The 14573-nt window shown below is 56.9% G+C and carries 11 protein-coding genes; 7 read left to right on the top strand and 4 right to left on the bottom strand.

What is annotated here, in order from left to right; all coding sequences use genetic code 11:
• Positions 1-21 precede the first annotated feature (21 nt).
• Both AC007G_RS20545 and arsC read left to right on the top strand, forming a co-directional pair.
• Positions 22-1314: an arsenic transporter gene (locus AC007G_RS20545; RefSeq protein WP_032699610.1), complete on the top strand. Its 1293-nt coding sequence runs from the start codon at positions 22-24 to the stop codon at positions 1312-1314.
• A gap of 9 nt (positions 1315-1323) precedes the next feature.
• Positions 1324-1749 (top strand): glutaredoxin-dependent arsenate reductase, encoded by a 426-nt coding sequence (gene arsC, locus AC007G_RS20540; protein ID WP_032687261.1) that lies wholly within the window; start codon positions 1324-1326, stop codon positions 1747-1749.
• On the opposite strand, the gene AC007G_RS20535 is transcribed toward arsC, so the two are convergent.
• Together AC007G_RS20535 and AC007G_RS20530 are read right to left on the bottom strand one after the other, a co-directional pair.
• Positions 1729-2370 (bottom strand): CatA-like O-acetyltransferase, family 1, encoded by a 642-nt coding sequence (locus AC007G_RS20535; protein WP_032687262.1) that lies wholly within the window; start codon positions 2368-2370, stop codon positions 1729-1731. The two genes, arsC and AC007G_RS20535, sit on opposite strands and share 21 nt — an antisense overlap.
• Positions 2371-2405: 35 nt before the next feature.
• Entirely contained in the window at positions 2406-2789 is a 384-nt protein-coding gene (locus AC007G_RS20530) for a VOC family protein (RefSeq protein WP_032687263.1), read from the bottom strand.
• Between the two features lie 91 nt (positions 2790-2880).
• On the opposite strand from AC007G_RS20530, the gene AC007G_RS20525 reads away from it, so the two are divergent.
• The 3 genes from AC007G_RS20525 (at position 2881) to AC007G_RS20515 (ending at position 7720) form a co-directional block, all read left to right on the top strand.
• Positions 2881-3651, top strand: coding sequence for a DeoR/GlpR family DNA-binding transcription regulator (locus AC007G_RS20525; protein ID WP_032699613.1), 771 nt, complete (start codon positions 2881-2883; stop codon positions 3649-3651).
• A 349-nt stretch (positions 3652-4000) separates the two neighbouring features.
• Positions 4001-7216: a molybdopterin cofactor-binding domain-containing protein gene (locus tag AC007G_RS20520; RefSeq protein ID WP_479466657.1), complete on the top strand. Its 3216-nt coding sequence runs from the start codon at positions 4001-4003 to the stop codon at positions 7214-7216.
• A 45-nt stretch (positions 7217-7261) separates the two neighbouring features.
• Positions 7262-7720 carry a (2Fe-2S)-binding protein gene (locus AC007G_RS20515; RefSeq protein ID WP_032687266.1) on the top strand — a complete coding sequence of 153 codons (459 nt, stop codon included), beginning with the start codon at positions 7262-7264 and terminating at the stop codon, positions 7718-7720.
• A 150-nt stretch (positions 7721-7870) separates the two neighbouring features.
• Here AC007G_RS20515 and fdhF read toward each other — a convergent pair whose 3' ends face one another.
• Both fdhF and AC007G_RS20505 read right to left on the bottom strand, forming a co-directional pair.
• Complete coding sequence (gene fdhF, locus AC007G_RS20510) at positions 7871-10018, bottom strand: formate dehydrogenase subunit alpha (protein WP_479466656.1); 2148 nt, start codon at positions 10016-10018, stop codon at positions 7871-7873.
• Positions 10019-10265: 247 nt separating this feature from the next.
• Complete coding sequence (locus AC007G_RS20505) at positions 10266-11711, bottom strand: nucleobase:cation symporter-2 family protein (protein WP_046852343.1); 1446 nt, start codon at positions 11709-11711, stop codon at positions 10266-10268.
• 427 nt (positions 11712-12138) lie between these two features.
• On the opposite strand from AC007G_RS20505, the gene ygfT reads away from it, so the two are divergent.
• Positions 12139-14079, top strand: coding sequence for a formate-dependent uric acid utilization protein YgfT (gene ygfT / locus AC007G_RS20500; protein ID WP_032699623.1), 1941 nt, complete (start codon positions 12139-12141; stop codon positions 14077-14079).
• Positions 14076-14552: a 4Fe-4S dicluster domain-containing protein gene (locus tag AC007G_RS20495; protein WP_032696009.1), complete on the top strand. Its 477-nt coding sequence runs from the start codon at positions 14076-14078 to the stop codon at positions 14550-14552. The genes ygfT and AC007G_RS20495 overlap by 4 nt, the downstream gene beginning before the upstream one ends.
• The last annotated feature ends 21 nt before the right edge of the window (positions 14553-14573 follow it).

Below are 14573 nucleotides of genomic sequence, written 5' to 3'. Positions count from 1 at the left end.
GCATATTTGAAGGGGTGAGGAATGCTGCTCGCAGGGACCATTTTTTTCTTAACGCTGCTGCTGGTTATCTGGCAGCCGAAGGGACTCAGTATCGGCTGGAGCGCGAGCCTCGGGGCGGCGCTGGCGCTGGCGTTCGGCGTTATTCATCTGAGCGATATTCCGGTGGTCTGGAATATTGTCTGGAACGCCACGGCAGCGTTTATTGCGGTGATCGTTATCAGTCTGCTGCTGGACGAGTCGGGCTTTTTCTCCTGGGCGGCACTGCACGTTGCCCGCTGGGGAAACGGGCGCGGGCGGCGACTGTTTAGCTGGATAATTCTGCTGGGCGCCGTGGTGGCCGCGCTGTTTGCTAACGATGGCGCAGCGCTGATTCTGACCCCCATTGTCATCGCGATGCTGTCGGCGCTGGGTTTCAGCCAGCGCGCGACGCTGGCTTTTGTGATGGCTGCCGGCTTTGTTGCCGATACCGCCAGCCTGCCGCTGGTGGTATCGAATCTGGTCAATATTGTTTCGGCCGACTTTTTCCATCTTGGCTTCAGCGCCTATGCGGCGGTTATGGTGCCGGTCGATATCGCGGCGATCCTGGCGACCCTGGCGATGCTGCATCTGGTCTTTCGCCGCGATATTCCACCGGTCTACGATCTGGCCCTGTTGCCCGAACCGGCCAGCGCGATTAAAGATCGCCCGACGTTCCTGACCGGCTGGGTGGTGCTGGTGGCGCTGCTGGCCGGCTTTTTCATTCTGGAACCGCTGGGGATCCCGGTCAGCGCTATTGCCGCTAGCGGAGCGGCGGTGCTGCTGGCGGTGGCGAAAAAGGGTCGAGTCATTAATACGGGCAAGGTGTTGCGCGGGGCGCCGTGGCAAATTGTCGTCTTTTCGCTGGGGATGTATCTGGTTGTTTACGGTCTGCGCAATGCCGGGTTAACCGATGCGCTCTCCGCCGTACTGAATGTGCTGGCGGATAACGGGCTGTGGGTGGCAACGCTCGGTACCGGGGTGCTGACGGCGGTACTCTCGTCGCTCATGAATAATATGCCGACGGTGCTGGTCGGGGCGTTATCCATTGATGGCAGCACGGCAACGGGAGTGATTAAAGAGGCGATGATCTACGCCAACGTCATTGGCTGCGATCTGGGGCCAAAAATCACGCCAATCGGCAGCCTTGCGACGCTGCTTTGGCTGCATGTTCTGGCGCAAAAGAACAGAGCCATCTCCTGGGGCTACTATTTCCGTACCGGGATCATCATGACCCTACCGGTACTGCTGGTGACGCTGGCCGCACTTGCTTTGCGTCTCTCTTTTTCTCTGTCGTGAGAACCTGATATGAGCAACACCATCATTTATCACAACCCGGATTGCGGCACGTCGCGCAATACGCTGGCCATGATCCGCAACAGCGGTATGGAGCCGACGATTATCTACTATCTCGATACGCCGCCGTCGCGGGAAGAGTTAGTGGGTCTGATTGCGGCGATGGGGATAACGGTGCGCGCGCTGCTGCGCAAAAACGTCGAACCCTACGCGCAGCTGGGGCTTGATGATGAAACCCTTAGCGACGAACGACTGATCGAGAGTATGTTGCAGCACCCGATCCTGATTAACCGGCCCATTGTGGTCACCCCGTTAGGCACACGCCTTTGTCGTCCGTCGGAAGTGGTGCTGGAGATCCTGACCCAGGCGCAGGAACAGCCGTTTCGCAAGGAGGATGGGGAATGGGTCGCGGCGGCTTCAGACCAGCGGCTGCCATAAGGCATCCGGCTCGGTAAACCCGGCTTCAACCTGTGCGAAAAAGCGGCTGGCGTGCAGCCCATCCACAAAAGCATGGTTGAATTTACCCGCCACCGGAATGACGCCGTTTTTCAGTTTGCCCCAGGTGAGCGCGGGGACCGCCGCACCCGTATAATACTCGGCCTGGGTGATGGCGCTAAAATGGAGCCACGGTAGACAGCTGGCGCAGAAAAAGTGCTCGCCCTCGACAATCAGCGGCGCCGGATCCGTGGTTTTTGCCGCCTCAATATTCGGCGTCGCCGCCCGGCTAAAGGCGGCGAAGTCGGCGGCATTGTCGCACCATACCTGACGAAACCCCTCCCGGGCGGTCATGACCGGCGTCATCACCGCAATATCATCATATTCAATAATATCGTCGCCTTGCATCCGCTGCTTGAGCTGAGGGACCGCGTTGGCTGCCCGCAGCAGCGCGTAGAGCGCCAGCTGGAAAAAGGAGACCTGGCGATCCTTCGCGCACTCATACAGGCGCTGCGCTTCTACCGGCACACAGAGGTTAAAGCTGGGGTTGGCAAAGGTGCGATAAAACTCGAAATGATCTCGACGATGCCAGCTCTCTTTATCGATAACATGGTAGGTAGACACGGTGCGTTCCTGCTCAGAATGGGTTGCAGAGCTGACTATGCAACGATTTCAATCAGATTGCCATCCGGGTCTTTGATCACCGCTTCGTAATAGCCGTCGCCGGTCGTGCGCGGCGGGGAGACTAAAATCCCCTGGGCTTCTGCCCGCCTGGCCAGCGCATCGACCTGCTGCGCGCCGCCGACAGAGATAGCCAGATGAACCCAGCCGGTGTGGTTATTGTCCGCCGTGACCGCCTGTAGCCCCGGTTTGCTCATCAGTTCAATGGCAATATCTTCGCCGATTTTCACAAAATAAGACTCAAAGCCGGGGTTGGTCCGGCTGCAATATTTTTCGTTAATCTGGCCGTTGAAGAAACCGGTCCAGAAACGAGCCTGTTGTTCAAGCTGACGAGTCCAGAGAGCGACATGGGCAATTTTCATTTTTTACCTCTTTGCAGGGTAGGTTGACAGAACCGGGCGGATGCATGATCATGCTCTTTAGTGCTCGGTTAAGATAAATTCAGGAGTTAATGTGCTCGATTATGCAGCTTTCCCTCAGCAACGACAAGCGCTGATTTGTCAGATCCTCCAGGAAAACGGTCGGGTGGTCTGTAGCGAACTGGCCAGCCGCTTAAACGTCTCTGAGCATACAATTCGCCGGGATCTGCATGAACTTAGCAAGGACGGGGTCTGTAAAAAGGTGTACGGCGGCGCGGTAATGAACCTGCCAGAAGCCGGGGATTACAGCGAGCGGAAAGACAAAAATGCAGCAACAAAAATCAGAATCGCGCAGAAATGCGCAAGACTGGTCAAGCCCGGCGGCTGCATTTTTATCGATACCGGTACCACCAATCTGGCGATGGCCGAGGCGCTGCCTGCCGAGCTGGCGTTAACGGTGGTGACCAATTCGCCGGAGATAGCCGCAGAGCTGCTCAAAAAGCCGTTGTATGACGTGGTGATGCTTGGCGGGCAGGTTCAGCGAGCCTCGGGCGGCTGCGTTGGCGCTTCGGCGGTGGCTCAGCTGCAGGGAGTGCTGTTTGATCAGGGGTTTATCGGCGGCTGCGCGATGGCGCCGGAATCCGGTCTGACCGGATTTGACTATGCCGATTGCGAATTTAAAAAAGCGGTGATTAAACAGTGCAGTGAAATTATCGTCGGGCTGACTTCGGATAAGATTCCGGCGGTGGCCCGTTTCGTCGTCGCGCACAGCAGCGACATTGATGTGCTGGTGGTGGAGGAGAACGTCAGTCGCGAGTATAGCGACACATTCCGCGAGCACGATATCCGTATTTATACCGTCTGACCCGCGCTAAACGCCGCCGCATCGGCGCCAGACCGGTCTGTTGAGCCGCGCCATCCTGGCGACGGCTGGCAATTATTAATTTGATAAAATACGTCTTCTCACTTTGATAAAATCAGCGGCGTTCGGGCGGTGACACCCTCGCCGAATCGCCCGTTGCGCTGATTTTTCCCCGTCGATGCCGCTTTTTGCGTTCCCAGTCACAAATAATAACCTGCACCACATCCCGGCCAACTTATGGCACAGATATTGGATTTGTTGTCCCGGACGGGCTTTTCCCGTGGGCGAACTGATACTGCATGCAATGGCTAAGTCTGGTTTGCCATCAACGGACAATAATAAGGGGAATGTTATGTGCGCTTTACGTTCAGCGTCGCCGGGACGAGTGGATGGCCTGGCGAAAGTCAAAGGAACGGCCATTTATGGTGATGATATCACCCTGCCAGGTATGCTATTTGGTGTCTGCCGCTATGCGGATATCCCGGCGGGCAAAATTGAACACCTTGATTTGAGCGATGCGCTGGCGGTCGACGGGGTGGTGAAAATTGCCACCTGGCAGGATATTCCTGGTACGCCTGTGGTGGGGGTTATCGTGCAAGATTACCTGCCGATCGTCAAAGATGAGGTGGTCTTTCACGGCGATGTGATTGCCGTGATCGCGGCGACCACCTATGAGGCCGCCTGCGAAGCCGCTGACAAAATACACGTCCGCTATACGCCCTATGTGCCGCTCACCGATGTTGAGCAGGCGCTGGCACCCGATGCCCGGTTGATCCATCCGCAACGCAGCGACAATATTGCCGCGCATCATCATACGATTAAAGGCGATATCAGTAAGGGGTTCGCCGAGGCTCGCTATGTGCTGGAGCGCGAGTATGAAGTTGGCTTTCAGGAGCATGCGTATATCGAACCAGAAGTGGTGCTCAGCTGGCTGGATCCCACCGACGGCAGCCTGATTATTTCCGGTTCGATTCAGAATCCGCATCGTGTTCGCGGATTCGTGGCCAAATTTATGGGCTGGCCGCAGAGCTTAATTAATATTAAGCGGGCGGTGATGGGGGGATCGTTTGGCGGTAAAGACGATGTGATCGATCATCTGGCCTGCCGCTCGGCCTTACTTACCCACTTAACCGGACGCCCGGTGAAATTCGCCTATACCCGCGAACAGTCGATTATCGAGAGCTGCAAACGTCACCCCTATAAAATGAAGTATAAAGTGGGGCTGGATGAGGTCGGGCATATTGTCGCGATGAAGATCGATATTCTGGCGGACAGCGGCGGCTATGCTGCTTCTTCGCCCTTCGTGACCTGGCGATCTTCGGTGCAGGCCGCGGGTCCTTATCGCATTCCTAATGTCCATATTGATGTCAAAGCGGTCTATACCAACAACAGCTATACCTCGGCGATGCGTGGTTTTGGCTCGCCGCAGGTCGTCTACGCGCATGAATCATTGATGGATGAGATTGCGGAATATCTGGATATTCCCCCGCTGAAGCTGCGCGAAAAAAACGCGCTACGACAGGGCGATACTTCGATTACCGGCCAGCTGTTCGACAACCACACCGTTTCGGCAATTGAAGTGTTGAATAAGGCCAGCGAGTCGGCAGAATTTATGGCGAAGCGCCAGCATTATCATGTGTTGAATCAGCTGGGAGGCGTGTGGCGCTACGGTATTGGCCTGGCGCTGAGCTATCGCGGCTGTTCTATCGGTGCGGAAGGGGTGGATACCTCAACGGCGCTGATTCAGGTCAACGAAGACGGCAGCGTTAACCTGTCGACATCAGTATCAGAAAATGGTCAGGGGTTACAGACCACCATGTCGCTCATTGCCGCCGAAGCGTTTGGTATTGGGCTTGAAGAGATTCATTTTAGCGAGCCGCCAACGTCGGTCATTGGTGATGGCGGATCCACGGCGGCCACGCGCGGAACGATGGTGGGCGGCGGGGCGATTCTTGATGCGGCAGAGAAGATCAAACGACGCATTCTCAGCGTCGTCGGCGACACTATTGGCGCATGCGAGCTTGCCGATACCCTCTGGTCAGGCGGGTTGATAATCAACCGCCATGACCCCAGCCGGCGTATTGATTTTAAACGCGCCGTCAATAAAACCAAATGGGCCAGCGTTAGTCTCACCGAGTATGGCTGGTTCGTCCCTCCTCCGATTCACTGGGATGAAGAAAAAGGCTGCGGCAGTCCGTACTTTACCTGGGTGTACGGCTGTCAGGTGGCTGAAGTTCGGGTGAACACCAGTACAGGGAAAACTGAACTCCTGCATGTGACCGCCGCGCACGATGTTGGGCGGATACTCAATCCGGTGGGGTTTGAAGGCCAGGTTTGCGGCGGCGTAGCCCAGGGATTTGGCTATGCGCTGCTGGAAGATTTCAATATTGAGCACGGCCAGGTGAAGTCAGAAAACTTTGACAGCTACCTTCTGCCGACCATTAAAGATATCCCACGAATCACGGTTATCGGCGTAGAAAACCCCGATCTTGCCGGGCCGTATGGGGCGAAAGGCATCGGCGAGCCGGCCACTGAACTGGCCGCGGCAGCTATCAATAATGCGGTCAGCTTCGCGCTCGGGAGGCGCTTTAATAAGTTGCCGCTGACCCTTGAGCAGGTGATCCTCGGCTTCAATCTGAAAAAGCCAGCCCGGCAGAGCGAGCTGATGATCGAGGCGGAAAATAAAAAGCAGGTGCTGCGGCTGACCGACGTGACGGTAACCCGTCCGCAGAATCTGGAACAGGCGCTCACGTTGCTGGCTCAGGAAGGCGTGAGCGCAATAGCGGGAGGGACGGACGTCATTGTGCAAGGGCGCATGCAAACCCGGGCAATGAAGCTGGTGGATATTTCCCGTCTTCAGGAGCTGACCGGGATAACAGAAGATCCCCATAGTCATGAGATAGTCCTTGGCGCGGCGCTGACCTTTAACCGCATCACCGAGCATCCGCTGCTGCGTGAGCGCTATCCGCTACTGGTTCAGGCCTGTCACACCGTAGGCTCACATCAGATTCGTAACCGCGCCACCATTGGCGGCAATATCGTTAACGCCGCGCCCTGTGGCGACTCTATTCCACCGGCGATCCTCTACGATGCCAGTATTGTGCTGCATTCCCTGCGCGGCACGCGGCGGATGTCGTTGGGTGAGTTTCTGCTTTCTGGCTATAAAACCCAGCGCCAGCCGGACGAGCTGTTGACTCAGGTGATCCTGCCGCCGCCGGCCAGACCGCAGGCCAGAGGTTTCTATCATCAGCTGGGGCGACGTAATGCGCTGAATATTACCCGGCAAAGCCTGAGTGCGCTGCTGTCTCTGGATGCTAACGGGTGCGTCGACTACTGCCGGCTGGTGGATGGCGCTCTGTTTAGCAAACCGCAGCGCCTGCCTGATGTCGAGCGTTGCCTGATTGGCCAGCGGTTGGAGCATGAATCGATCGACCGCGCTTGTGCGGTTCTGGAAAAGCTGATCGATGCCGCCATCGGCAAACGCTGGTCCGCTGCCTATAAGCAGCCTGTCTTTATCAGTATGTTCCGCGACATGATGGCACAGGCGAAGCACGAATTTGATCAATAATCATAAATTAACGGAGCGTGATAGCGCTCCGCACAGGATAGCGCAATGAGCACAATCAAAGTGAAGGTCAATGGCAAGCTGGTGGAAGCGAAAGTGGAAGGGCACATGCGGTTGTTGGATCTGGTGCGGGACACTTTGCACTTGAGTGCCACGAAAGAGGGCTGTTCCATCGGAGAGTGCGGCGCCTGTACGGTATTGATGGATGGCAATGCCGTCTGTTCATGTCTGGTTCTGGCCGAACAGTGCGATGAGGCGGAAATCACCACCCTTGAAGGGTTGAACGATAACCCGCTGACGCAAAAACTGCAGCGGGCATTTGTCGAGCATGGCGGTGTGCAGTGCGGTTTTTGTACTCCTGGCGTACTGGTGAGTACCACGGCGCTGCTGACTAAAGCGCCGCAGCCGACGGATGAACAGTTGAAAGATGTGCTGGAGGGGAATATCTGTCGCTGTACCGGCTATCAACCGATTCTTGATTCTATTCACCATGCTTTAAAGTCATAGACCTTACAACCCGGGCTAAGGTGTAAACACCTGGCCCGGGTTTCTGTCTTTTCCGTCTGATAACCGGACTCTCTGATTTAACCGTTCCTGACGACTCTGGCGATCGGCCGGATCTTTCCGCGATAAACGTCGCGGAACCGGGGAGCAGGGTTAACCCATTGCGCTTTCGCGCAGACGGGCTTTCAGCCTGGTGTACTCATCAATCACATACTGCTCGGCCGCGCGCTGGTCGGCGATGCGCTCAACGTTCACGGCACAGTACTTGTACTCCGGCGTTTTGGTTATCGGGCTTAAGTTCTCCGCGACCAGCTCGTTACAGGCGCCAATCCACCACTGATAGGTCATATAGACCGCCCCTTTATTCGGACGATCGCTGACCTGCGCGCGGGTGATAATGCGGCCTTTCCGCGACTTCACCCACACCAGCGCCTCATCCTCAATGCCCAGTCGCGCGGCATCGGCGGTATTGATTTGCGCATACCCCGGTTCATCCGCCAGCGCGGCCAGCGCCGCGCAGTTGCCGGTCATCGAGCGGCACGAATAGTGGCCTACTTCCCGCACGGTGGAGAGCACCATCGGATACTCGTCGGTGAGTTTATCGATCGGCGCAACCCAGTCGCAGGTGAAGAACTGCGCCAGGCCGTTCGGGGTGTCGAACTGCTCTTTAAACAGATAAGAGGTTCCCTGGTCGGCGTCGGACTCATCGCGGCACGGCCACATGACGTAGCCCAGCTCGCCCATTTTCTCGTAGGTGGCGCCGTAAAAATTTGGGCACAGATGCCGCAACTCGTCCCAGATCTCCTGGGTGTTGTTGTAGTGCATCGGATAGCCCATCCGGGTGGCGATTTCGCTGATGATCTGCCAGTCGGTTTTCAGGTCCCACTTCGGCTCCACCGCTTTAAAGAAGCGCTGGAAGCCGCGGTCCGCTGCGGTATAGACGCCTTCGTGCTCGCCCCACGAGGTGGACGGCAGGATAACGTCGGCCGCCGCAGCGGTTTTGGTCATGAAAATATCCTGGACAATCACCAGCTCCAGCTCTTCAAACGCTTTACGCACCGCAGAGAGCTCGGCGTCGGTCTGCAGCGGATCTTCGCCCATAATGTACGCCGCCCGCACTTCACCGTGCGCCGCGCGGTGCGGCAGCTCGCTGATGCGATAGCCGGTATGCGCCGGCAGGCTCTCTACGCCCCAGGCCCGGGCGAACTTCTCGCGATGCTCCGGAAACTTCACGTATTGATAGCCCGGATAGGTGTCCGGCAGCGCCCCCATATCGCAGGCGCCCTGCACGTTGTTCTGGCCGCGCACCGGGTTGACGCCGACGCTCGGCTTGCCGAGGTTACCGGTGAGGATCGCCAGGCTGGTCAGCGAGCGCACGGTCTCCACGCCCTGATAGAACTGGGTCACGCCCATGCCCCACAGGATGGCGGCGGATTTCGCGCCGGCGTACATCCGGGCACAGGCGCGGATCTCCTGCGCGCTGACGCCGGTGATGGTTTCCACCGACTCCGGCGTATAGCCTTCGACGATTTTGCGATACTCGTCGAAACCCTCGGAACGGCTGGCGACGAAGGATTTATCGTAGAGATCTTCTTCGATAATCACCTGTCCGATGGCGTTGAGCAGCGCGATGTTCGAGCCGTTCTTCAGCGCAATGTGCATATCGGCGATACGCGCGGTTTCGATTTTACGCGGATCGCAGACGATAATTTTCGCCCCATTGCGTTTGGCGTTGATCACGTGATTCGCCACAATAGGGTGTGAATCTGCCGGGTTGTACCCGAAGATAAACACGAGATCGGTGTTATCAATCTCTGTGATGGCATTACTCATGGCGCCATTACCGACCGACTGGTGCAGACCTGCAACCGAAGGGCCGTGTCAGACGCGAGCGCAGCAGTCGACGTTATTGGTACCAATAACGGCGCGCGCGAACTTTTGCATCACATAGTTGGTTTCGTTCCCCGTCCCGCGGGAGGAGCCGGTGGTCTGAATGGCGTCCGGACCGTACTTCGCCTTAATGGCGCTGAGACGGGTCGCGACGTAGTCGAGCGCTTCCTGCCAGGAGACGGATTCCAGTTTGCCGCCACGCTGAAGGCGGATCATCGGGGTTTTCAGGCGCGGGGTGAGGATCTGGGTATCGTTAATGAAATCCCAGCCATAATAGCCTTTCAGGCACAGGGTCCCCTGGTTATTTTTGCCCATTGCCGCTTCGGCATGCAGGATTTTTTCCTCCTCAACGACCAGCCTGAGCTTACAGCCAGCTGCGCAATACGGGCATACGGTAATCACCTTTTTCATTATGATAATTTTCCTCGTCAGAACGAAGCGGAGACAGCGCGATTAAAAGAGCAACCAAAAGTCGAAGCGGCTATGGATACTCAAATTAATGGCATATTGCACCGCTGGCTGGCTCAGCAAACAGAGAACCGCGGTGGCGAAAACCAGGCGTAATAACATGATGAGTTCTCCTGAGTTCGCGGAATTTATGCTCCCGGTTACGGGATGACGGCGTCAGAGCTATGCACTGACGCCGGAGTCTTTCTCGTTATTCATCGTGTTGCTGCTGTTTAACTTTGCGCATCAGTAACCACATGCGCATCGTACGTGGCTGGCGCTTAACCGCCGGGTTCTCGGGAATCAGCCCCGTGTGTTTGTTGTAACCGTTAAAGAACAGATTGAGGGTGACGGCGCTGAACGTGGCCAGCATGATCCCGCTATGCAGTAGCGGCTGCAGTACTGTCGGGAATTTTGAGAAAAAATCATGCGACAGCGTTGGCGTCAGACCCACGCCAAGGCTGATGGCGACGATATAAAGGTTGTAACGATTAGAGGAGTAGTTGATACGCGCCAGAATGCGAATTCCCGTCGCCAGTACCATACCGAACATGACCAGCCCTGCGCCGCCCAGCACAAACTGCGGGATGGAAGCGACCAGCACCGCCATTTTCGGCACCATCCCGAAGATTATCAGAATAGCGCCGGAAGCCACGCAGACCCAGCGGCTGTGAACGCCTGTGACGCTGACCAGCCCGACGTTTTGCGAAAAAGAGGTGTGGGGAAAACTGTTGAAAACGCCGCCAAACACCGTGCCGATACCGTCAACGCGCAAACCGCGAACGATATCCTGCGGCGTCAGCTTGCGGCCGACAATTTCACCCAGCGCCAGGAACATCCCCATCGACTCAATAAAAACGATGATGACCACGGCGGTCATAGTGATAATCGACACCGGATCGAAGACCGGCGTCCCTAACGCCATCGGCGTGACAATGGCGAACCATTTGGCGTCGTACAGGCCGTTGAGGTTAACTTCATTCATCATCATTGAAAGGCCAAAGCCAAAGACGATGCCTAACAGGACGGCGACATTAGACATAAAACCTTTGGCGAAACGCGTGACCAGCAGGATAAACAGCAGCACGGCGAAGGAGATGCACAGATAAACCGGGTTACCATAGTCAGGATTGCCTTTGCCGCCGGCCGCCCAGTCGATCCCGACCTGCATAATGCTCAGACCGATAGAGGTGATCACCACGCCGGTGACCAGAGGGGGAAATAGTGGCATCAGCCGTCCGATGAGAGGGGCGAGCAGCGTGGTGATGATTCCGGCGCCGATCGTCGCACCGAAAATCCCCAACAGTCCGATATCGGGGTGTATACCAATGGCCAGCATCGGCGTAACGGCGGCAAAGGTCACTGACATAATGACCGGGAGACGAATCCCCATAAAGCGACCGATACCGATACATTGCAGTAGCGTCACGACGCCGCAGCAAAACAGATCGGAGCTGATCAGTAGCGCCACCGTATCCTTACTTAATCCTAACCGGTCCCCTATCATTAAAGGCACGGCGACGGCACCTGCATACATAACCAGAACGTGTTGCAAACCCAAAACGACCAGCTTCCCCGGCGACAAGACGCGATCCACCTCATCTGTTGAGTGGGGGCTGCCAGAGACCGATGGTGGCTGAGAATCAATGGCGCTCATAACTTTGTTCTCCTTATTATCCGACATTTTCCGCCAGTGCATCCTGGAAGGCGCGACTGGGGAGAAGGATGAGTAACGATGAAATACACCTGAGGGGAATATGCTTAGGGAGTGCCAGTTTTTTGAATTTGAGGCAGAAAGTTGTCGAAATGAGTCGACTGTCACAGAACGCGCGGTTTACGCCGCGACAGGTCAGGATTAAACAACGGACGAGGAACAGAAGGTTCTCATAATGATAGGAATGAAATCATTATGAATCGCCACATGATTCTGCGCGGCATCTCATTGGATGTCCCCGGTCGCCGCAGGGAAGGGCGTTTCTTTGAGGCGGTTCTCAAAAATGAACCTGCTACGCTGCAGAACGTAAAAAGCGCCTGATTATTGCATCGCGACCCTTGTCATTTTCATAATAATAAAAGGGACGCAAATGAATCGATTTATTGTTGCCGATGCTGCCAGCTGCATTGGCTGCCATGTCTGTGAGATAGCCTGCGTGACTGCGCATCATCAGGATGTCTGGCCGCAGCAGCGTCGTGATTTCCTTCCGCGCATCCACATTGTCTTCCACCGTAAAGAGAGTCGTGCCGCTACCTGTCATCACTGTAACGATGCGCCTTGCGTCACCTCATGTCCGACGCAGGCGCTCTATCTGGCGAATGACAGTATTCAGCTCAGACAGGCGCAGTGCATCGGCTGTAAAAACTGTGTGCTCGCCTGCCCGTTTGGCGCCATCGAAATGACCTCCGCGGCAGCGGATGCCCCGCAGCTGGCGCAGAAGTGCGATTTGTGCAGCGAACATGCATCGGGTCAGCAGGCCTGCGTGGCAGCCTGCCCGACACAGGCGTTGAAGCTGATGGATGATGCCGGTATCAACCAGCTGCGCCGCGAACGACAGCTTCGTGCGGCCCAGGGGCTAGCGGTACAACCTCGTCAGAGGACGCGACGCGAAACGTTCCTCGAAAAATTACCGCGCGTCGGGGCGAAAAAAATCGCTGCCGAAACGCGAAAGACCCATTTTGGCGAAATTTACCACGGGCTTGAGGCCTGCGATGCGGAATACGAAAGCGAACGCTGCCTCTATTGCGCCCAGAAAGCATGGTGCAACTGGACCTGTCCGCTGCATAACCACATTCCGGATTTTATTCGCCTTGTCAACAAGGGCAATGTCATCGAAGCGGCGGAGCTGTGTCATCAAAGCAGCTCTTTGCCGGAGATTTGCGGCCGGGTTTGTCCGCAGGATCGTCTGTGCGAAGGGGCCTGTACACTGAAAAATGAAGGCGGCTCGATCACCATTGGCAACCTTGAGCGTTATATCACCGATAGCGCGCTGGCGATGGGCTGGCGGCCGGGCGTGGGGAATGTCGTGCCGCGTAAAGAGCGGGTGGCGGTCATTGGCGCCGGTCCGGCGGGCCTGGGCTGCGCGGATATTCTGGCGCGTGCGGGGGTACAGGTGGCGGTGTTCGACAGACATCCTGAAATCGGCGGCTTACTCACGTTTGGTATACCGCCCTTCAAACTCGATAAAAGCATACTGCGGGTCAGAAGGGAGATCTTCAGTGAAATGGGGATAACTTTTCACCTCAATCATGAAGTGGGGCGCGATGTGGCGTTCAACGACCTGGTTGCAGGCTATGACGCCGTTTTTCTTGGCGTGGGTACCTACGGCCTGATGGCGGCGGGCCTGGAGGGCGAAGACGCCGCGGGCGTGATTCAGGCGCTGCCGTTTTTGATTGCCAGCACCCGTGACGTGATGGGGCTTGAGGAGAGCCCGGAATATCCGATGACCGAGATTAAAGGTAAACGCGTGGTGGTGCTGGGGGGAGGTGATACGGCGATGGACTGCGTGCGTACGGCGATCCGTCGCGGCGCTGCCAGCGTAACCTGTGCCTACCGGCGTGATGAACTGAGCATGCCGGGTTCGAAAAAAGAGGTGGTGAACGCGCGTGAAGAAGGGGTGGAATTTCAGTTCAACGTTCAGCCGCAATCTATTCTGCGTAACCGCAAAGGTCAGGTCAGCGCGGTTGGGATGATCCGCACCGAAATGGGGGAACCTGGCGCGGACGGGCGTCGTCGCCCGCAGCCGATTGTCGGCTCAGAATTTGAGCTCCCGGCCGATGTGCTGGTCATGGCGTTTGGCTTCCAGGCGCATGATATGCCCTGGCTGCGCGGGCACGGGATTCAACTCGATCGCTGGGGGCAGATTCGTACCGGTGGTCCAGGTCGCGGCACGACGCAAACCGACAATGACAAAATTTTCGCCGGCGGGGATGCGGTGCATGGCGCCGATTTGGTGGTTACAGCGATGGTGGCCGGGCGCCAGGCGGCTCACGAGATGCTGGCTTTGTTCAGGAACAAGGAGGGAGTATGACCAGCTTTATCGTCGCCAGTCCACAGGCCTGCATCGGCTGCCGGACCTGTGAAGTCGCCTGCGCCCTGTCGCACGTGGCTGAAGGGGCGGAATTTCATCCGCGCCTGAAGGTGATGCGTCTCGCACATCTCAGCGTACCGGTGATGTGTCATCAATGTGAAAACGCGCCCTGCGTGTCTGCCTGTCCGGTCGGCGCGTTAACGATGGGAACCGAGCGGGTTGAAGCCGATGCCGCACGTTGTATCGGCTGCCAGGGGTGCGTGGTGGCCTGTCCTTTTGGCGCAATAACGATTGTGGCCACGGCGGCGCATCCGCCGGTGGTGGTGAAATGCGATCTGTGCGTCGCGCGTGAACGGGGGCCCGCCTGCGTTGATGTTTGCCCGACGGCAGCGCTCAGCGTGATGAGCGCTGAGGCGCTGGCGGCGTTGCAAAAACAGCGTAAAGTCGCCACCGCCAGTCTGTTGACGCTGTAGACTCGTTGCAAAAAAGAACCC

This window comes from Klebsiella sp. CSG-1 (genome assembly GCF_056521145.1).
Note: the sequence above shows the minus strand (reverse complement) of the source record. Positions and strands in the feature narration are given on the sequence as shown.

Excerpts from the sequence above, each read along its gene's own strand:
- AC007G_RS20545 (WP_032699610.1), top strand. The coding sequence starts at position 22 with ATGCTGCTCGCAGGGACCATTTTTTTCTTAACGCTGCTGCTGGTTATC.
- arsC (WP_032687261.1), top strand. The coding sequence starts at position 1,324 with ATGAGCAACACCATCATTTATCACAACCCGGATTGCGGCACGTCGCGC.
- AC007G_RS20530 (WP_032687263.1), bottom strand. The coding sequence starts at position 2,789 with ATGAAAATTGCCCATGTCGCTCTCTGGACTCGTCAGCTTGAACAACAG.
- AC007G_RS20520 (WP_479466657.1), top strand. The coding sequence starts at position 4,001 with ATGTGCGCTTTACGTTCAGCGTCGCCGGGACGAGTGGATGGCCTGGCG.
- AC007G_RS20515 (WP_032687266.1), top strand. The coding sequence starts at position 7,262 with ATGAGCACAATCAAAGTGAAGGTCAATGGCAAGCTGGTGGAAGCGAAA.
- AC007G_RS20505 (WP_046852343.1), bottom strand. The coding sequence starts at position 11,711 with ATGAGCGCCATTGATTCTCAGCCACCATCGGTCTCTGGCAGCCCCCAC.
- ygfT (WP_032699623.1), top strand. The coding sequence starts at position 12,139 with ATGAATCGATTTATTGTTGCCGATGCTGCCAGCTGCATTGGCTGCCAT.
- AC007G_RS20495 (WP_032696009.1), top strand. The coding sequence starts at position 14,076 with ATGACCAGCTTTATCGTCGCCAGTCCACAGGCCTGCATCGGCTGCCGG.